The sequence below is a fragment of the Porphyrobacter sp. YT40 genome (assembly GCF_006542605.1).
Lineage (GTDB): Bacteria > Pseudomonadota > Alphaproteobacteria > Sphingomonadales > Sphingomonadaceae > Erythrobacter.
Window position 1 is genome coordinate 3197902 of sequence record NZ_CP041222.1, and the last position, 17566, is coordinate 3215467.

General features: G+C 68.4%; 19 protein-coding genes and 1 tRNA gene. 11 read left to right on the forward strand and 9 right to left on the reverse strand.

Going from position 1 to position 17566, the window contains the following annotated elements:
• The first annotated feature begins 45 nt into the window (after nt 1–45).
• Nucleotides 46–1155, forward strand: coding sequence for a zinc-binding dehydrogenase (locus E2E27_RS15095; protein WP_141460507.1), 1110 nt, complete (start codon nt 46–48; stop codon nt 1153–1155).
• Between the two features lie 185 nt (nt 1156–1340).
• Here the strand turns inward: E2E27_RS15095 and E2E27_RS15100 are convergent, their stop codons facing one another.
• The 3 genes from E2E27_RS15100 to E2E27_RS15110 form a co-directional block, all read right to left on the reverse strand.
• Nucleotides 1341–1625 carry a GIY-YIG nuclease family protein gene (locus tag E2E27_RS15100; RefSeq protein WP_141460509.1) on the reverse strand — a complete coding sequence of 95 codons (285 nt, stop codon included), beginning with the start codon at nt 1623–1625 and terminating at the stop codon, nt 1341–1343.
• A 138-nt stretch (nt 1626–1763) separates the two neighbouring features.
• Nucleotides 1764–2750, reverse strand: a complete 987-nt coding sequence (locus E2E27_RS15105; protein ID WP_141460511.1) for an asparaginase — start codon at nt 2748–2750, stop codon at nt 1764–1766.
• Nucleotides 2751–2783: 33 nt separating this feature from the next.
• Entirely contained in the window at nt 2784–3368 is a 585-nt protein-coding gene (locus E2E27_RS15110) for a GNAT family N-acetyltransferase (protein WP_141460513.1), read from the reverse strand.
• An 85-nt stretch (nt 3369–3453) separates the two neighbouring features.
• On the opposite strand from E2E27_RS15110, the gene E2E27_RS15115 reads away from it, so the two are divergent.
• The 5 genes from E2E27_RS15115 to asd all read left to right on the forward strand — a co-directional run bounded on the left by E2E27_RS15115 (nt 3454) and on the right by asd (nt 7511).
• Nucleotides 3454–3529: transfer RNA gene (locus tag E2E27_RS15115), tRNA-Val, on the forward strand.
• A gap of 110 nt (nt 3530–3639) precedes the next feature.
• On the forward strand, nt 3640–4401 hold the full coding sequence (locus tag E2E27_RS15120; protein WP_141460515.1) for a hypothetical protein: 762 nt from the start codon (nt 3640–3642) through the stop codon (nt 4399–4401).
• A 4-nt stretch (nt 4402–4405) separates the two neighbouring features.
• The gene (locus E2E27_RS15125; protein ID WP_234036080.1) at nt 4406–5824 is read left to right on the forward strand and encodes a dihydrolipoyl dehydrogenase; all 1419 of its coding nucleotides are present in this window, start codon (nt 4406–4408) and stop codon (nt 5822–5824) included.
• Nucleotides 5825–5855: 31 nt separating this feature from the next.
• Nucleotides 5856–6608 (forward strand): SDR family oxidoreductase, encoded by a 753-nt coding sequence (locus tag E2E27_RS15130; protein WP_141460517.1) that lies wholly within the window; start codon nt 5856–5858, stop codon nt 6606–6608.
• A 60-nt stretch (nt 6609–6668) separates the two neighbouring features.
• Nucleotides 6669–7511 (forward strand): archaetidylserine decarboxylase, encoded by an 843-nt coding sequence (gene asd / locus E2E27_RS15135; RefSeq protein WP_141460519.1) that lies wholly within the window; start codon nt 6669–6671, stop codon nt 7509–7511.
• Here the strand turns inward: asd and E2E27_RS15140 are convergent.
• Nucleotides 7508–8068: a TlpA family protein disulfide reductase gene (locus E2E27_RS15140; protein ID WP_181443467.1), complete on the reverse strand. Its 561-nt coding sequence runs from the start codon at nt 8066–8068 to the stop codon at nt 7508–7510. The genes asd and E2E27_RS15140 overlap by 4 nt on opposite strands.
• A 31-nt stretch (nt 8069–8099) precedes the next feature.
• On the opposite strand from E2E27_RS15140, the gene argH reads away from it, so the two are divergent.
• Genes argH through E2E27_RS15160 form a run of 4 tightly spaced genes read left to right on the forward strand, consistent with a single transcriptional unit; the run spans nt 8100 to nt 11824 of the window.
• Nucleotides 8100–9476, forward strand: a complete 1377-nt coding sequence (argH, locus tag E2E27_RS15145; RefSeq protein ID WP_141461965.1) for an argininosuccinate lyase — start codon at nt 8100–8102, stop codon at nt 9474–9476.
• Nucleotides 9476–9712: a hypothetical protein gene (locus E2E27_RS15150; protein WP_502705542.1), complete on the forward strand. Its 237-nt coding sequence runs from the start codon at nt 9476–9478 to the stop codon at nt 9710–9712. Before argH ends, E2E27_RS15150 begins: the two co-directional genes overlap by 1 nt.
• A gap of 9 nt (nt 9713–9721) precedes the next feature.
• Nucleotides 9722–10981, forward strand: coding sequence for a diaminopimelate decarboxylase (gene lysA / locus E2E27_RS15155; RefSeq protein ID WP_141460523.1), 1260 nt, complete (start codon nt 9722–9724; stop codon nt 10979–10981).
• A gap of 18 nt (nt 10982–10999) precedes the next feature.
• Complete coding sequence (locus E2E27_RS15160; RefSeq protein WP_141460525.1) at nt 11000–11824, forward strand: precorrin-2 dehydrogenase/sirohydrochlorin ferrochelatase family protein; 825 nt, start codon at nt 11000–11002, stop codon at nt 11822–11824.
• Here the strand turns inward: E2E27_RS15160 and E2E27_RS15165 are convergent.
• The 3 genes from E2E27_RS15165 to E2E27_RS15175 all read right to left on the reverse strand — a co-directional run bounded on the left by E2E27_RS15165 (nt 11821) and on the right by E2E27_RS15175 (nt 14798).
• On the reverse strand, nt 11821–12852 hold the full coding sequence (locus E2E27_RS15165; protein ID WP_141460527.1) for a helix-turn-helix domain-containing protein: 1032 nt from the start codon (nt 12850–12852) through the stop codon (nt 11821–11823). The two genes, E2E27_RS15160 and E2E27_RS15165, sit on opposite strands and share 4 nt — an antisense overlap.
• A gap of 68 nt (nt 12853–12920) precedes the next feature.
• Nucleotides 12921–13475, reverse strand: coding sequence for a L,D-transpeptidase family protein (locus tag E2E27_RS15170; protein ID WP_141460529.1), 555 nt, complete (start codon nt 13473–13475; stop codon nt 12921–12923).
• Nucleotides 13476–13508: 33 nt separating this feature from the next.
• The gene (locus tag E2E27_RS15175; RefSeq protein ID WP_141460531.1) at nt 13509–14798 is read right to left on the reverse strand and encodes an adenylosuccinate synthase; all 1290 of its coding nucleotides are present in this window, start codon (nt 14796–14798) and stop codon (nt 13509–13511) included.
• Nucleotides 14799–15155: 357 nt separating this feature from the next.
• On the opposite strand from E2E27_RS15175, the gene E2E27_RS15180 reads away from it, so the two are divergent.
• The gene (locus tag E2E27_RS15180) at nt 15156–15998 is read left to right on the forward strand and encodes an alpha/beta hydrolase (protein WP_502705543.1); all 843 of its coding nucleotides are present in this window, start codon (nt 15156–15158) and stop codon (nt 15996–15998) included.
• Nucleotides 15999–16028: 30 nt separating this feature from the next.
• On the opposite strand, the gene E2E27_RS15185 is transcribed toward E2E27_RS15180, so the two are convergent.
• The gene (locus E2E27_RS15185; RefSeq protein ID WP_141460535.1) at nt 16029–16301 is read right to left on the reverse strand and encodes a UvrB/UvrC motif-containing protein; all 273 of its coding nucleotides are present in this window, start codon (nt 16299–16301) and stop codon (nt 16029–16031) included.
• A 47-nt stretch (nt 16302–16348) separates the two neighbouring features.
• Nucleotides 16349–17464 (reverse strand): ATP phosphoribosyltransferase regulatory subunit, encoded by a 1116-nt coding sequence (locus tag E2E27_RS15190; protein WP_141460537.1) that lies wholly within the window; start codon nt 17462–17464, stop codon nt 16349–16351.
• Nucleotides 17465–17566: the final 102 nt, after the last annotated feature.

Sequence of the window (17566 nt, forward strand, 5' to 3'; positions counted from 1 at the left end):
CAACCAGAATGCCTAGTCCCTCCCGCAACAACGGGAGACGATAAGATGACCACCGGAAAGCAGCTCTTCACCACCCTCACCGCCGACGGCAAGCTGACGCTGGAGGTCGCGGAAAGCACCTTCCCTGAGCCGAAGGGCAATCAGGTGCTGGTCAAGATGGAAGCCGCGCCGATCAATCCGTCGGACCTCGCGATCCTTACCTCGGCCGCCGACTTCGAGGGCGCGGAATACACCTCCGGCAAGGTCGTCGCCCAGATGCCCGAGCCCTTCCTCACCGGCAACAAGGCGCGCCACGGCCAGCGGCTGCCGGCGGGCAACGAAGGTGCTGGCACCGTCATCGCCACGGGTGACGGCGACATGGCCAAGGCGCTGATGGGCCAGCGCGTCGCCTGCGTTCCGGGCACGGCGTTCTCGCAATACGCTATCGCCGATGCGATGATGTGCCTGCCGCTGGGCGAGCATTCCGCCGAGACCGGCGCGTCGAGCTTCGTCAACCCGATGACCGCGCTGGGCTTCGTCGAGACCGCGAAGATGGAAGGCCACTCGGCCATCGTCCACCTCGCCGCCGCCTCCAACCTCGGCCAGATGCTGAACCGCATTTGCATCGAGGACGGGATGAAACTGGTCAACATCGTGCGCAAAGACGAGCATGTGGAGCTGCTCAAGTCGCAGGGCGCGCAATATGTCGTGAACTCCTCGGCCCCCACCTACATGGCCGACCTGCGCGATGCGATTGCCGAGACCGGCGCCTTCCTCGGCTTCGATCCGATCGGCGGCGGGCAGGCGAGCGATGGCGTGCTGAAGGCGATGGAGCAGGTCGCGGTCAAACAGATGAGCGAGTTTTCGCGCTATGGCTCGAACCAGCAGAAGAAGATGTACATCTACGGCCGCCTCGACCTGTCGCCGACGGTGCTGACGCCGTCCTACGGGCTGCAATGGAGCGTGGCGGGCTGGCTGCTGACGCCATTCCTTCAGCGCGCAGGGATGGAAACCGTGGGCCGGATGCGCAAGCGGGTGATCGACAACCTCACCACCACATTTGCCTCGCACTACAAGGCCAAGGTGACGCTGGAGCAGATGCTGGAGAAGGACGCGATCTGCGACTACCGCCAGATGAAGACCGGCGAGAAATATTTGGTCACGCCCTGGGGGTGAGGGGTTCTAACCCACCACCCCGTCGCCCCGTATCAAGTACGGGGCGACGGGATTGGCGGCTTTCAGAGTCCAAATTGAAAGGCCGCTCTCAGCGTTCAAGATACGATGCGTGAATGACTGCTTGCGGGTGGACAGGCGAGACGTTGCATCTTCGTCATCCCAGCGAAAGCTGGGATCGCTGGCAGTCAGTGGATTTGCTCGAAAAGATCGTCCCATTCAGGGTTGGCCTTTTCAATCTGCTCGATCTTCCACGCACGCTTCCATGCCTTCATCGCCTTTTCTCTGGCGATGGCGTCGGTGATCTCGGCATGAGGCTCCGCATAGACGAGCCGGTTAAGGCCATAACGGCGGCAGAAGGCGGAACCCTTGCCTTGCTTGTGCTGCATGATCCGTGCGGGAAGGTCGGCGGTGACGCCGATATACAGCACGCCGCCGCGCTTGTTGGTCATGATGTAGACCCAGCCGCCCATTGCCGTGAGCTAGCACGAGGGCGAGAGCGATCCCAGCTTTCGCTGGGATGACGACCATAGCAATCGCCAGCTTCTACTAAGGGTCGATTTCAGAACGGCAGCTCTTGGCAAAAAAATCGGCAAAGCATCCGAGGCCTTTCACTCATCAAACGCCGCCTGCACCTCCGCCGCATCCGTCACCCCGCCCGCCACCAGCACCATCAGCAGCACCCGTGCCTTGGCCGGACCGAGCGCCCTTGCCGCAACCAGCCCGAGCGCGTCGTCGTCGACTTCGACATTGCGGTCGACCAGCCCCTCGTCGACGCGGGTTGCGCGCACGACGGGCACGCCGCTCGCCGCCGCGCGGGCGAGGGCTTCGATCACGACGCGCGGCGCATTGCCCTGCCCCATCCCGGCGAGCACGATCCCCTTCGCGCCGATGCCGAGCAGGGCCTCGACCGGCTGTTCGTCCATCCCCGCGCCTGCGGTGAGGATCGCCACGCGCGGCAGCGCGGCCGGGAAGGCGAAGCGCGCAAGCTCGCCCTCGCGGTGCGGCGGGCCGAACCAGTCGATCCGCGCAGGGGTGACCCGTGCGAGGGGGCCGCGCGGGAAGCTCCTGAAGGCATCGATTGCCGAGGTCGCAGCCTTCCGCGCATCGCGCGCGGCGAGCACCGCGTCGCCCATCACCAACATCACGCCCCGCCCTGCCGCTGCCGCATCGCCTGCGACCTTCACTGCGTTGGCGAAGTTCCTCATCCCGTCAGCCCCCACCGCATCGGCGGGCCGCATCGCGCCGACCAGCACCACGGGCTTCGTCGTCGGCAAGGTGAGGTCGAGCAGGAAGGCGGTCTCCTCCGCCGTGTCGGTGCCGTGGGTGATGATCACCGCGTCCACCGCGGGATCGGCCATCGCCCCCGCGCAGGCAGCGTGGAGCGCCTGCCACTCGGCAAAACCGATGTCCTGCGATCCGATCCGGGCGACTTCCTGCGGGAGCAATTCCGCCGCAAGGCCCAGATCGGCAAGGTGGCCTACCAGCACCTCCAACGCCAGCCCGCCGGGACGATAGGCTGCCCCCGTCCCGCCCGCGCCCGCGCCCGCAATCGTGCCGCCGGTGCCGAGGACGAGGATGCGAGGGGTCTTGCTCATGCCCCCGCCCCTAGCCGCCCGCACCGCCCGCGCCTAGGCCTCGGCGTCGAACTGGTCGAACACCGCTGCCAGCCCCGGCACATCGGTCTCGGCCCTGAGCGCCGCCAGCGCTGCGGCGATGTCGATCTCCAGCACCGAGACGCCCGCCTCATACCCCACCCCTTCTGCCCCCAGCGCCCGCGCCAGCGCCAGCGCGGGGCGGTTCTCGGGGAGGACGTGGACGGTGAACTGCGCCAGCCCCTCGCGCGCGCAGTCGAGCAGCAGCACCGCGGTCAACAGCCGCGCGAGACCCTGCCCGTGATAGGCGTCGATCACCGCGACCGAGAACTCCGCCGAATCGGGGTCGTCCGGGTCGCGAAAGGCGTGAACCACGCCCAGCGCAGGCGTATCGGGCTCGTCGCTGCGCAGCGCGCCCCAGGCGAGGTGGTCGTGCCCGTCCGCGCTCACCAGCGCGCGCAGCACCTGCGGCGGCGGCTCGCGCATCCCGGAGAAAAACCGCAGATAGCGCGACTGGGGCGAAAGCTGCGCGATCCCGTCGCGCAGGCGCGCCTCGTCCTCGGCTCGCACCCGGCGGATGCAGACGGGCGTGCCATCGTTGAGATACGTGTGGATGGTCATCGCCTGCCCCCTCTCCCCAATCGCCTCTACCACACTTGACCGCCGCGCCGACACGGCTAAAGCGCGCCCGGTATCGCCAAGCGTGGGGCGGTTAGCTCAGTTGGTAGAGCATCTCGTTTACACCGAGAGGGTCAGCGGTTCGAGCCCGTTACCGCCCACCATGCCCCCGGCGCTTCGCTTCGCCGAGCCGCGCTGAATCCGGGCCCGCACGGAACACCCCGCAAGCTGCGCTCTTGTTCCCGTGACACACGGACAGGAACAGGAGCGGCGCGTGCAGCAGCATCATCAGGATTTCTGGAACTTCAGGGGTTCCTTCAAGATCGCCAAGGTCGTGGACATCGGCACGCAGATGTCGCTGGTACGCCGCGCGAACGGGCGCTTTCTGGTGCTCGACAGTTACGATATCGACGACGCCGACCGCACCAGTCTGCTGGGCCTCACCGAAGGCGGACGGCTGGTCGATGCGATCATCAACGTCCATCCCTTCCACACCATCCATTGCACCGCGCTCGCCAAGCTGCTGCCCGATGCGCGGCTGATCGGCACCGCGCGCCACCGCGACGAGGTGGGCGAGTTGCAATGGGAGCCCGGGGTGATCGAAGACCCCGCCACGCAGGCCGAATTTGCCGAGGATCTCGAATTCTCCGTCCCCGACGGGCTCGACTTCGTGCCCGATGACGAGAGTGTCCACAGCGCCTCGGTGCTGGTGCGCCACAAGCCCAGCAAAATCGTGCACGTCGACGATACGATCATGGTGCTCGCCCCGCCCAGCCTCATCGAAGCCCTGCTGCCAGAGCCGCGAATGCGGTTCCACCCAGCGCTTGGCAAGGCGCTGAAGAAGGAAGCGGGGGCCGCAGACGCCTACGCCAACTGGGCCCGCCGGATCGCGGCGGAATGGGCCGACACCCCGCTGGTCTGCGCCGCCCACTCCGCCGCGCGCGACTTGCCCCCCGGCGGCTGGTCGGAGGAAATCCTCGAGGCCTTGGACAAGGTCGAGAAGGTGCTCGACAAGCATCGCGCCGAACATGGGTGATCGCGTGACCGACAAGGATATGCTGACCTGCGATGTCGCGGTGATCGGCGCGGGCACCGCCGGCCTCGCTGCCGAGCGGGCCGCGCGCAAGAACGGCGCGAGCACGCTGCTGATCGACCCGGCCTATGCGGGCACGACCTGCGCCACCGTGGGCTGCATGCCCTCCAAGCTGCTGATCGCCGCCGCCAAGGCGCGCCATGCGGTCGCGCGCGCAGACACCTTCGGTATCCGCACCGAGGGCGTCACCATCGACGAGACCGCGCTCTTCGAACGCGTGCGGGCCGAACGTGACCGCTTCGTCCGCCTGACGCGCGAATCGATCGAGGACATCCCCGATGGCATCCGTATCGAGGCGATGGCGCGCTTCACCGGCCCCGACAGTCTGGAACTGGACAACGGCCAACGCGTGAAGGCACGCGCCATCGTCATCGCCACGGGATCACGCCCGGTCATGCCGGATGCCTTCGCGGCGCTGGGCGATCTGGCGCTCACCAACGAGAATGTCTTCGAACTCGACAAGCTGCCGCGCCGCCTGGCGGTGGTCGGCTCGGGCGCGATCGGGCTGGAACTGGCGCAGGCCTTCGCGCATCTCGGGGTGGAGGTGTCGCTGTTCGACAAGGCCGACACGATGGCAAAGATCCGCTGCCCGCGCGTCCATGCGGCGATGAAGGACATCATCGCGGCGGACATCGACCTGCATCTGGGCGTCGACGTCACGCCTTCGCGGCAGGGGGACGAAGTCGAAGTGACGTGGGAGGGCGCGACTTCGGGCTCCGCGCGCTTCGACAAGCTGCTGGTCGCGGTCGGGCGCAGGCCGGTGCTGGATACGCTCGATCTCGCCAAGGCGGGGCTCGAATGCGACGACAAGGGCGTGCCCTGCCACGACCGCGCCACGATGCGCTGCGGCGAAAGTCCGGTGTTCATCGCGGGCGATGTCGCGGCGGATATCCCGCTGCTCCACGAAGCCTCGCACGATGGCGCCATTGCGGGGCGCAACGCGGCGGCCTGCCCCGCCCCGGTCCGCACCGAGCGGCACGTGCCCTTCAGCATCATCTTCACCGAGCCGCCGATCGTCAGCATCGGCAAGGCCGAGGCCGATGGTGCGGTCAGCGGCCATACCGATTACGGCGATCAGGGCCGCGCGCGTGTGGAGGCGCGCAATCAGGGCGCGCTGACGCTCTATGCCGCCGCGCCCGATGGCGTGTTGATCGGCGCGGACATCGCCGCGCCGGGGGCCGAGCATCTCGGCCACCTGCTCGCCTGGGTGATCGAACAGGGGATGACCGCGACCGAGGTCTTGGCCTTTCCCTTCTATCACCCCACGCTGGAAGAAGGGCTGAAGGCGGCGCTGCGCACGGTCTGTGCGGCGACACCGATTGCCATCCCCGAAGATCAGGACAGCGGCTCGCCCGCCGGGGCCTGAGCGCCGGGGTACGCACAGGAGGGAGACGGATATGGATCTGCAACTGGACGGCAAGACCGCGCTGGTGCTCGGCGCGAGCAAGGGGCTGGGCCGTGCGATCGCCGAGGCGCTGGCGGCGGAGGGGGCGGGCGTGATCACCGTCGCGCGCTCGGGCGCGGGGCTGGCGGGACGGCTCCACATTCTCGCCGATCTCGACAAGGCGGACGCGCCGCAAACGATCATCGACCGCGTGCGCGCAGGCGGAGCCTCTCCCGACATCCTCGTTCTCAACGCAGGCGGCCCGCCGACCGGTGCAGCGGCCTCCACCACGCCCGCCGATTTCGCCGCCGTGCTGCCGCGGATGTTCGATGCGCAATTGACGCTCGCGCAGGCCTTTCTCCCCGCCATGCGCGAGCGCGGTTTCGGGCGGATCATCGCGGTCGCTTCGACCAGCCTGATCACGCCCATCGCGGGCCTCGTGCTCTCCAACGCGGTGCGCGCGATGCTCGCCTCGTGGTGCAAGACGCTCGCCGCCGAGGTTGCGGCGGATGGCGTGACGGTGAACCTGCTGCTCCCCGGCCAGATCGCCACCGACCGTCTCTCCAGCCTCCACGCCGGGATGGCGGCGGCGCAGGGTGTGGAGGCCGAACAGGTCACCGCCCGCTCGATCGCGGCGATTCCGGCAGGCCGGCTCGGACGGCCCGAGGAGTTCGGCGATATCGCCGCCTTCCTCGCTTCCCCGCGCGCCAGCTTCATCACCGGCAGCGCGATCAAGGTCGATGGCGGGCAGACGGTGACGCTGTGACGCTATTTGCTCCCTCCCCCGCGCTTGCGTGCGCCCCCGCCCCGCTCTAGCGCCAGCCCCATGTCCTCCCTGTTCATCGCGCTCCAGCACATCGTCCCGCAACACGCCCTCTCGCGGCTCGCCGGGAGCATCGCCGCGAGCGAGACCCCGTGGCTGCGCGACCGGCTGATCCGCCGCTTCGTCGCAGCCTATGGCGTCGACCTGTCGCAGGCCGCGCGCGGGATCGGGGAGTTCACCAGCTTCAACGACTTCTTCACGCGTGAGCTGAAGCCCGGCGCGCGTCCGCTGGCGGATGCCTCGCAGCACATCCTCTCCCCCGCCGATGGCGCGGTGAGCCAGCTTGGCCCGATCAGCGGCGGGCGGATCATTCAGGCCAAGGGGCGCGATTACAGCGTCGCCGAAATCCTCGGCTGCGGGGCGGACGAAGCCGCGCGGTTCGAGGGCGGCAGTTTCATTACGATCTACCTATCGCCCAAGGATTATCACCGCGTCCACATGCCCGCCGCAGGCACGCTGGCGCAGACCACCTACATTCCGGGCGACCTTTATTCGGTCAACACCGCCACCGCCGCCGGGGTGGACCGGCTGTTCGCCCGCAACGAGCGACTGTCATGCCGGTTCGACGGGCCGGACGGGCACTTTGCCAGCATCATGGTCGGCGCGATGATCGTTGCCGGGATCGACACGGTCTGGCCCAACGCCTTCCGCACCCATGCCAGCGCGCCGGTCCACGAGGATTTTGCCGGCGCGGGCCACACCTTCGCCGCAGGCGACGAGATGGGCCGCTTCTACCTTGGCTCCACCGTGGTGCTGCTGTTCGAGCCCGGCCGCATCGCATGGCGCGAAGGCCTGAAAACGGGCGACCCGCTGCGCATGGGCGAAGCCCTCGGCCGCCGGCTCTAGCGCGGCGCGAGGCTCTCGCGGATCAGCGCGGCGGCCTCGGGCGAGTCCCATTCATAAGCGCCCGCCACCCGCAGCACTTCCTTCCCCGAAGCGTCGAACAAAATCGTCAAAGGCAGCGCGCCTTCGGGCGTGAAATGGGCCGACAGAGAGGTCTCGGGATCGAGCCAGGGTTCGAGCTGGGTGTAGCCGCCCTTGGCGAAGAATGGCGCCACCACTTCCGCCCCGCGAATGTCCTGACTGACAGTAACGACCCGCAGCTCCTCCCCCAGCTCCGCCGCCAGAGCATCGAGCTGCGGCATTTCCTTGATGCAGGGCGCACACCAGGTTGCCCACAGGTTGAGCAGCACGGGGCCATCCATCGCGCCGAGGTCGAGCGTCCTGCCGTCAGGATCGGCGAATTGCATCGCCGGAAGCGGGGTTCCGGCGAATTGCCGCACAACTTCACCCGTCGACGTGCTCTCGCCTGCGCTGGCCGGTTGCACCGGGGCCTCGGCGGCCCTATCGCACGCTCCCAGCAGCAGGAGCGCGACAGCAAGGATGAGCGGCGAGCGGGACATGACAGGCTCCGATAACAGCACGACCAACGCCATGTGGGGCGGCCGCTTCGCTGACGGCCCTAGCGCGATCATGCGCGAAATCAACGCCTCGATCCCCTTCGACAAGGCGCTGTGGCGGCAGGATATCGCCGCGAGCAAGGCGCATGTGGCGATGCTGGGCGCGCAGGGGATCGTCTCGGCGGAGGACGCTCTGGTGATCGCCAACGGCCTCGATGCGGTCGCCGCCGAATATGAGGCGGGCGGCGTGCCCGAGGACTGGGACCGAGAGGACATCCACATGACCACCGAGGCGCGGCTCGCCGAGCTGATCGGGCCGGTCGCAGGACGTCTCCACACCGCGCGCAGCCGCAACGATCAGGTCGCGACCGATTTCCGCCTGTGGGTGCGCGATGCTTTTGCGCAAATGGATGAAGGCCTCGCCGCACTGCAACGCGCGCTGGTGAGCCGGGCGGGCGAGCACGACGACAGCATCATGCCCGGCTTCACGCACTTGCAGACCGCGCAGCCCGTCACGCTCGGCCACCACCTGATGGCCTATTACGAGATGTTCCGGCGCGACCGTGCGCGCATCGCCGACGCGCGGGCGCGGATGAACGAATGCCCGCTCGGCTCGGCGGCGCTCGCAGGCACGGGCTTTCCGATCGACCGCGAGGCGACCGCCGCCGCGCTCGGGTTCGACCGGCCGACTGCCAACTCGCTCGATGCCGTGTCCGACCGCGATTTCGCAATGGACTTCCTCTACGCCTGCTCGGCCACCGCGCTGCACCTCTCGCGGCTGGCCGAGGAGCTGATCCTGTGGGCGAGCCAGCCCTTCGGCTTCATCCGCCTGCCCGACAGCCTCTCGACCGGCTCTTCGATCATGCCGCAGAAGAAGAACCCCGACGCCGCCGAACTGGTGCGCGGGCACAGCGGGCGGGTGATCGGCAGCCTCACCAGCCTGATGATCACGATGAAGGGCCTGCCGCTCGCCTATTCCAAGGACATGCAGGACGACAAGCCGCCGGTGTTCGAGACCGCCTCGCTGATGGGCCTCAGCATTGCGGCGATGACCGGGATGATCGCGGGCGCCACCTTCAACACCGACCGGATGCGCGCCGCCGCCGAACTCGGCTATGCCACCGCCACCGACCTTGCCGACTGGCTGGTGCGGCAGGCGGGGATCCCGTTCCGCGAGGCGCACCATATCACCGGGGCTGCGGTGAAGCTGGCCGAAAGCCGCGGCATCGCGCTCGACCAACTCTCGATAGAAGACCTTAAGGCGATCGATGCGCGGATCGACGAAAGCGTCTATGCTGCGCTGTCGGTCGATGCCTCGGTTGCGGCGCGCGCCTCATACGGGGGAACCGCGCCCGATCAGGTCCGTTTGCAGGTCGCCCGCGCGCGCGCGATGCTGGGCATGGAGGAATGATGCGCCAAATCGCCATTTTCGGCCTCGCCGCCTTGCTCGCCGCCTGCGGCTCCGAGGCGCCGCTCACCCCGCCCGACGGCGCGAGCCTGCCCGACAAGCCCTATGGCGCGGCGGCGACCCCCTCGGCCGAGGAGCTGCTGCGCCGCGATGCCCTCGCCGCGCCCGAACGCTCGGTCGAACTGCGCCGCCGCTCCGAAGAACGGCAGGACGACCCCTTCGATCTCCCCCCGGAATAGACGAGACCTATGGACCATTTTGCTCTTCGCGACGGCGTGATGCACGCCGAGGACGTGCCCCTGCCGCTGATCGCGGAAGCGGTCGGCACGCCGGTCTATGTCTATTCGCGCGCGACGCTGGAGCGCCACGCGCGGGTGTTCCGCGAGGCGCTGGACGGCGTCCCCGACAAGCTGATCGCCTTTGCGGTCAAGTCCAACCCCAACCTTGCCGTGCTCAAGGTGCTCGGCGCGCAGGGCATGGGCGCGGATGTGGTGTCCGTGGGCGAGATGCGCCGCGCGCTGGCGGCGGGGATCGCGCCGGAAATGATCGTCTTCTCGGGCGTGGGCAAGACCGCCGCCGAGATGATCGCCGCGCTCGAAGCCGGGATCGGCCAGTTCAATATCGAGAGCGAGGAAGAGGGCGTCGAGCTCGCCGCAATCGCCGCCGCGCGCGGGATGACGGCGCAGTGCACGCTGCGGATCAACCCCGATGTCGATGCCGGCACCCACGACAAGATCTCGACCGGCAAGGCGGACAACAAGTTCGGCGTGCCGATCAGCGAGGCCGGACAGATTTTCGGAAAGCTGGCGGGCCTGCCGGGAGTCGCCTTGCGCGGCGTGGCGGTGCATATCGGCAGCCAGCTGGCCGATCTCGCGCCGCTGGAAGCCGCCTTCGAAAAGCTCGGTGCGCTGGTGCAGGCGCTGCGCGGTGCGGGGCACGCGGTGACCCATGTCGACCTCGGCGGCGGCCTTGGCGTTCCCTACAAGGTCGGCGAAGTACTGCCCGCGCCGGCCGAATATGGCGCGATGGTTGCGCGGGTGACGAAGGACTGGGGCGTCAAGCTGATCTTCGAACCCGGCCGCGTGATCGCGGGCAATGCGGGCGTGCTGCTGACCCGCGTGGTGCGGGTGAAGCGCGGGATCAAGGACCCCTTCGTGATTGTCGATGCGGCGATGAACGACTTGGCGCGCCCTGCACTTTACGGGGCCTATCACCACTTCGAGGCGGTCTCGCCTCGAGGCGCGCAGATGACCGCGAACATCGTCGGTCCGATTTGTGAGACCGGCGACACCTTCGCGATGGGCCGCGAATGCGACGCGCTGGAAGCGGGCGATCTCGCCGTGTTCCGCACCGCCGGGGCCTATGGCGCGACGATGGCATCGTCCTACAATTCGCGCGGCTTCGTCGCCGAGGTGCTGGTGGACGGGGACAGGTTCGCGGTGGTCGCCGACCGCATCGAAGCGGGCGCGATCATGGATGCCGAGCGCGTGCCCGAATGGCTCGCCTGAGGCAGCCGTGAGCCGGCCATGAGCACAATCGCCAGCCTGCCGCTGTTCCATCAGGTTGCGGGGCAGCAGGTGCTGGTGCTGGGCGACGGGCCTGCGGCCGAGCCGAAGCGGCGGCTGGTCGAGCGCGCGGGCGGCGTGATCGTCGACGATCTCGCCCGCGCCATCGACGAAGGTGTGCGCCTCGCCTTCATCGCCTACGAGGACGCGTCTGCTTGCGAGGTCGCGGCGATCAATGCGCGCTGTGCCGGGATGCTGGTCAATGTCGTCGACCGGCCCGAACTGTGCGATTTCACGACGCCTTCGATCCTCGACCGCGACCCGCTGCTGGTGGCGATCGGCACGGGCGGCGCCTCGGCGGGGCTCGCCAAGCATGTGCGGCTTCGGTTGGAGCAGGTGCTGCCGAGCAACCTCGGCGAACTGGCCCGGGCGCTTGAGGCGGCGCGCGGCAGGCTTCGCGCTCTGTTTCCCGATGGCCGTGACCGCAGGCGGGTGCTGGATCAGGCGCTGCAACAGGGCGGGCCGCTCGATCCGCTCGATCCGGTCAAGTCCGGCATGGCAAAGGTCTGGCTCGAAAATCCGCAAGAGGGGCCCGTGGTCAGCAATTACACCACGGCTTTCGATGTGAGGGATGCCAATCCCGATTTCCTCACTGTGGGACAGGCGCGCGCGCTGGGTGTCGCGGACACGATCCTGCTCGATGGTTCGGTGCCTGACACGATCCTGGCCCGCGCGCGCGCCGATGCCAGGCGCCTTCCTTACAGCGAGGAAGCCAGGCAGAAATGGGCCGAAGGCCTCACCGTGATCCTGCGCTGGCGCCCCGAGGGCACGCCGGAGGGCACCTAGGCCGCCTGCAATATTGGCGCGCGCAGGCTGGCGAAATAGGCCGACATCGCCGCAATCGCCTTGTCACTCAGCGCGATGAAGGCGCGGCGGCGGTCGGCCGGGTCGGGCACGCGAATGAAGATCCCGCTCTCCACCATCTGGCTCAGCCAGCGCAGCGCGGTGGTGGCGGGAACGCCGGCGGCAATGCACAGCGAGGTGACCGAGACCTGCGTGCCCTCCCCATGCGCTGCGGTAAGATCCAGCAGCATGTCCCATGCCGGATCCCCGAACAGCGCGGCATCGAAGAACCGGCTGCGAGCCTGACGCCCCGCGATGATCTGACGCACAACCTGCGGATCGGGAAGCGCGGGGCCGGAGCCGTGATCGGCCGGACGCGCGCTGCCGAAGCCTGCCACCAGCCCGCCTTCGGGCCCGCGATAATCGCGCTTCATCTCCCCGAGCGTGCGATCGGATGCGGCGGCCGGTGCAACGGCAGGCCCATGTCCCATCCGGTCGAGCGAATGGGCAATCGCCTCGACCTGCTGCGACAGGCGCAGCAGCGCCACCCGGTCTTCCTCGCCCATTTCGCGCAGCCGTGCCGCGCCCGCTTCGCCCATCACCCGGCCGACCGCGATCACGCGTTCGGCGCGGCTGGGGCTTACGAGAATCTGGGGATTGGACTGGTCGAGCACAGCAAACACATCGTCGAGCCCCGCCATATTGGTCGCCACGATCAGCTTCGCGCCCGAGCGCGCCACCCGCATATCGAGCCGCGCGAGGCCTGCGAGCATCATCCCGTCGATCCCGCGATTGCCAAGGACGGGGCAATCGACCACCACCACATCGCCCAGCATCGCGATCGGCCCTTCGAGCAGCGCGCGCAAGCCGCCGCCGTCGATCGCCCGGAACCCCGCCCCGCCCAGATCGGCGGCGATCTGGCGACGCAGGCCTTCATCCTCGCCGAAAATCGCCGCGCGGGCGGGGAGCCCGGCACCGTCATCGGCGATATCGTAAGTGAAATCCGCTTGCGTGGTCGTGTTGGTCAGCATCGAATCGACTCCAACAATGTTGGAACGATTATGGAACAAAAACGGATCAGGTCAAGTAAATCTGTGTATTACGGGCGAATCTCGATCACGGTCCCGTCGGGAACGATGCGCCACAGCTCTTCGATTTCGGCGTTGGAGAGGGCGATGCAACCATCGGTCCAGTCGCCCGGAACGCGGCCTGCGGGCAATCCGTTTGGTTGGCCGTGGAGATAAATGTCACCCCCCGGCGAGCGGCCCTGCGACCGGGCAAAGGCGCGGTCGGCGGCGTTGGGGTAGGATATCTTGAGGCTCAGGTGATAGGCGCTCGCCGGATTGCGGCCCTCGATCACATAGCGCCCCTCGGGCGTGCGCTCGTCGCCCTCGAAGCGCTTGTGGCCCCGCGGCGCATCGCCGAATTGCAGCCCCCGCCAGACCCTGACCGGCTGGCCCCCAGCATAACCGATCATCATGCGTTCGGACTTGTCGACGATCAGGTAATCGAGCGCAGCAAACCGCCGCTCGGGAATGATCCGCGCCGCCTCGCGCGCGAGCGAGGGCTGGGGCGATGGGTTCTCGGCCTGCCGGGGCGGCGGACTGGCACAGGCCGCAAGGGCGAGCAGAGACAGGAGGGTGAGGCGCTTCACGGGTGCGAGGATAACCCCGCACCCCCAAAAAACTCAATCCACAAAGGGATCGCGCATCAGGATCGTGTCGTCCCGCTCCGGCGAGGTCGAAACCAGCGCCACCGGGCACTCGATCAATTCCTGGATGCGCTGGATATACTTGATCGCCGCCGCCGGGAGATCGGCATAGCTCCGCGCGCCCGCGGTGCTTTCGTGCCAGCCGGGCATTTCCTCATAGATCGGTTCGCACGCGGCCTGATCGGCGGCGTGGCTGGGGAGGTAGTCGTAGACCTTGCCGCGCAGGCGGTAGCCGGTGCAGATCTTCACCTTCTCCATCCCGTCGAGCACATCGATCTTGGTGAGCGCGATGCCGGTGACGCCAGAAATGGCGCAGGACTGGCGCACCAGCACGGCATCGAACCAGCCCACGCGGCGCTTGCGCCCGGTAACGGTGCCGAATTCATGCCCGCGCTCGCCCAGGCCCTGCCCGATTTCATCCTCCAGCTCGGTCGGGAACGGGCCCGAGCCGACGCGGGTGGTGTAGGCCTTGACGATCCCGAGCACGAAACCGGTCGAATTGGGGCCGAGGCCGCTGCCGGACGCGGCGGTGCCGCTCACCGTGTTGGACGAGGTGACGAAGGGGTAGGTGCCGTGATCGACATCGAGCAGCACGCCCTGCGCGCCCTCGAACAGGATCTTCGCGCCCGCGCGGCGCACCTTCTTCAACCGCTTCCACACCGGCTGGGCGAACTTGAGCACGAAGGGCGCGATCTCGCGCAGGTCTTCGAGCAGCTGGGCACGGTCGACCGGCGGCTGGCCGAAACCGGCGCGCAGCGCATCGTGATGCGCGCAGAGGCGATCCAGCTGCGGCTCCAGCGTGTCGAGATGCGCAAGGTCGCACACGCGGATCGCGCGGCGGCCGACCTTGTCCTCGTAAGCCGGGCCGATCCCGCGTCCGGTGGTGCCGATCTTGCCCTTCCCCGCCGCCTGCTCGCGCAGTCCGTCGAGGTCGCGGTGCAGCGGCAGGATCAGCGGGCAGTTGTCGGCGATGGCGAGGTTCTCGTCGGTGATCGCAACCCCCTGCCCTTCGACCTTGGCGACCTCGTCGCGCAGCGCCCAGGGATCGAGCACCACGCCATTGCCGATCACCGACAGCGTGCCCGAGACAATGCCCGAGGGCAGCAGGCTGAGCTTGTAGGTCTTGCCGTCGATTACGAGGGTATGGCCTGCATTGTGCCCGCCCTGAAAGCGCACCACGGCGTCGGCGCGGCTGGCGAGCCAGTCGACGATCTTGCCCTTGCCCTCATCGCCCCACTGGGCGCCGATCACGGTGACGTTGGCCATTTCAATCCTTTGTCCGACAGGCGGGAAACCGCGCGGGGGCCTAGGCGTTCGGAGCGGGCGGCGCAAGCGGCCCGCGAAGGGTTTGCGCGCGTGCGGCGTTGACGCGGCAGGACTGCCACAAGGATTGCGCCCATGAACACCGCCGCCAAGACCCTCACCATCCTTGCCGCCGCAGCGGTGCTCGCCACCCCGATCCTCGCCCAGCAGCGGCGCGGCGGCGGGAGCGAGCGCTTGCCTGAGCAGTGCCGCGCCGAGATCGTGCAGCTTTGCGGAAGCGACCGCAGCCAGATGCGCACGTGTCTGCGAGAGAAGGCCGCCGAGCTATCCGACGGGTGCCGCACTGCCTTGCGCGAGCGGATGGGCGGGCGTGAGGGTGCCGCCGGACGCCGCGCCGGAGCCGCCGCCGCCAGCACCGCGCCCGCGCCGCAGTTGCTCGCCTATGGCAGCGATCCCTTGCAGGGGCTCGACCTATGGGTGCCCGAGGGCACCGAGCCCGCGCCGCTCGTCCTGTTCGTCCACGGCGGCGGGTGGAAGCGCGGGTCGAAGGACAACGCGATGGGCCGCGCGATGCCCGCGCACATGATGGAACAGGGCTATGCCTTCGCCTCGATCGACTATCGGCTGGTGCCCGCCGCCACGGTGGAGCAGCAGGCGGCGGATGTCGCCGCGGCGCTCGCCTATCTGCTGAAACGGGCGGATGAACTGGGGATCGACCGCAGCCGCGTCGTGCTGACAGGGCATTCCGCCGGCGCGCATCTGGTGGCGCTGGTGGGGACGGACGAGCGGTATCTGAAGGCGGCGGGCCTCTCCTTCGCCGATATCGACGGGGTGATGCCCAATGACGGTGCGGCCTATGACGTGGCGGCGCAGATGAAGCAGGCCGGGCCGATGATGAAGGGTACTTACGAACAGGCCTTCGGCACCGATCCCGCGCGCCAGAAAGCGCTCTCGCCCACCGCCCACGCCACTGCGCCCAATGCCCCCGCCTTCCTGCTGATCCACGTCCAGCGCGAAGACGGCGTGGCGCAGAACAAGGCGCTTGCCGAAGCTTTGCGGCGCGCTGGAACGGCGGTCGAGATCGGCAGCTTCCCCGGCGATGGCCTGCGCGGCCACGCCGAGATCAACCGGAAGCTCGGCGAGCCCGACTACCCGGCAACCCCGGTGATGGATGCCTGGCTGGCGAAAGTGTTCGGCGCGTGATTCTCGCGCCGCACCTGCGGCCAGCAGCCCCTATTTGCGCTTCCGGCCGGAGGTCTTGAGATCAGGCTTGGGCGGCGGTTTCCAGTCCGGCGGCGGAACGGGCCGCTGCCGGCTGGTGCCAAGCCCCATGGCGCCCGGTTGCTGGCGAACCAGACCCGAGGTATCCGCCTGCGCAGCCTCTGCCGCGCTGGCCCCGCCGCGCATCAGGTTGATTCGGTCACGGATCTTCCCCGCCGTCTCGAAATCAAGCGCGCGCACCGCCGCTTCCATTTCGCGCTGAAGGTCTTCGATCGATGTGCTCATGCCCGCTCAACGCACGAAGGCGGGGTCTGGTGCCATGGCTTGGCGGATCAGAGTTTGCGCGGTTCGCTGCCGTCGAGCACCCAGCCGCAGCCGAGCGCCTTGGCATCTTCACCTTCGGCGAGCTGCGCGACGGTGCGCCAGCCTTCGGAGCGCAGCCGCGCCGCTGCCGCGCGGTCGTGGCCCAGCGGGAGGTAGCAAGTGCGCGCCGCTTCTGGCTGGGGCGCGCCCTCGGCCAAGCGGTCGAGGTAGAGGGTGAAGCCGGTGGCGGGCTCGTCGCTTCCGGCGATGCGGTAGGTACCGCCCCGCCCCACGGCGCGGCGCAGGCCTTCGGCATAGAGGGTGAAGCCGAACCATGTCTGGTATTCGAAGCCGTGGCGCTCGGTCGGGTCGAGGGTAATGCGGGCGGCATCGCCGATCGCCGCCGCGATCTGCTCCAGCCCGTCGAGCCGGGACTTGAGCGCCCCGCCCGCGTCCACCGCCCGCAGCGCGGCGAGCGCGCTGTCGAAGGGCCCGGTGGCATAGAGCAGCGGCAGATAGGCGCTGCCGCCCGCGCTGCGCAATCCGCCCGCGTCCTTGGTGTCGAGCTCGCGGCGTACCGCCTCGCGTCTGTCAGGCGCGAGGGGGAAGGCCTTTTCGGCGAGGGTATCGACCAGATCGGGAAGCGTCATGTCGACCGAGATGCCGGTGAGCCCGGCGGCCTTCATCGCCTCGATGGCCAGCATCACCGCCTCGCTCGCCGCAGCGACACTATCGCTGCCGATCAGCTCCGCGCCCAGTTGCAGCCGCTCACGCGCGGGGTCGAGCTGGCTTGCCTTGATCACCACGGTGTCGCCGCAATAGGCCAGCCTCAGCGGGCGCGGCGCAGCGGAAAGGCTGGTGGCGGCGATGCGGCCTACCTGCGGGGTCATGTCGCTGCGCAGCGCGAGGGTGCGCAAGCTCGCCGGATCGACGAAGCGGAACATGGTGCTGGTCTCGCCCACGGTCACCCCCGCCATGCGCCCCGCGAGCGAGGCCTCGAATTCGAGCAGCGGCGGGCGCACGCGGTCATAGCCATGCGCATCGAGCACATCGAGACAGGCACGCATTGCGGCTGTGATCCGCGCAGCCTCGGCAGGCAGACGGTCTTCGAGGCCTTCGGGGAGGAGGTCGTTGGGCTGGGTCATATTCTCAGGCCCCTACCCAAATCGTCATCCCGGCGAAAGCCGGGATCGCTGTCGGCAGGCGCGGCGCCATACTGTGAGCGATCCCGGATCAAGTCCGGGATG

Coding starts and splice junctions, on each gene's coding strand:
- lysA (WP_141460523.1), top strand. CDS start 9,722: ATGGACCATTTTGCTCTTCGCGACGGCGTGATGCACGCCGAGGACGTG.
- E2E27_RS15190 (WP_141460537.1), bottom strand. CDS start 17,464: ATGACCCAGCCCAACGACCTCCTCCCCGAAGGCCTCGAAGACCGTCTG.
- E2E27_RS15105 (WP_141460511.1), bottom strand. CDS start 2,750: ATGAGCAAGACCCCTCGCATCCTCGTCCTCGGCACCGGCGGCACGATT.
- E2E27_RS15140 (WP_181443467.1), bottom strand. CDS start 8,068: ATGTCCCGCTCGCCGCTCATCCTTGCTGTCGCGCTCCTGCTGCTGGGA.
- E2E27_RS15095 (WP_141460507.1), top strand. CDS start 46: ATGACCACCGGAAAGCAGCTCTTCACCACCCTCACCGCCGACGGCAAG.
- E2E27_RS15165 (WP_141460527.1), bottom strand. CDS start 12,852: ATGCTGACCAACACGACCACGCAAGCGGATTTCACTTACGATATCGCC.
- E2E27_RS15160 (WP_141460525.1), top strand. CDS start 11,000: ATGAGCACAATCGCCAGCCTGCCGCTGTTCCATCAGGTTGCGGGGCAG.
- E2E27_RS15110 (WP_141460513.1), bottom strand. CDS start 3,368: ATGACCATCCACACGTATCTCAACGATGGCACGCCCGTCTGCATCCGC.
- asd (WP_141460519.1), top strand. CDS start 6,669: ATGTCCTCCCTGTTCATCGCGCTCCAGCACATCGTCCCGCAACACGCC.
- E2E27_RS15180 (WP_502705543.1), top strand. CDS start 15,156: ATGGGCGGGCGTGAGGGTGCCGCCGGACGCCGCGCCGGAGCCGCCGCC.
- E2E27_RS15185 (WP_141460535.1), bottom strand. CDS start 16,301: ATGAGCACATCGATCGAAGACCTTCAGCGCGAAATGGAAGCGGCGGTG.
- E2E27_RS15150 (WP_502705542.1), top strand. CDS start 9,476: ATGCGCCAAATCGCCATTTTCGGCCTCGCCGCCTTGCTCGCCGCCTGC.
- E2E27_RS15175 (WP_141460531.1), bottom strand. CDS start 14,798: ATGGCCAACGTCACCGTGATCGGCGCCCAGTGGGGCGATGAGGGCAAG.
- E2E27_RS15100 (WP_141460509.1), bottom strand. CDS start 1,625: ATGGGCGGCTGGGTCTACATCATGACCAACAAGCGCGGCGGCGTGCTG.
- argH (WP_141461965.1), top strand. CDS start 8,100: ATGTGGGGCGGCCGCTTCGCTGACGGCCCTAGCGCGATCATGCGCGAA.
- E2E27_RS15130 (WP_141460517.1), top strand. CDS start 5,856: ATGGATCTGCAACTGGACGGCAAGACCGCGCTGGTGCTCGGCGCGAGC.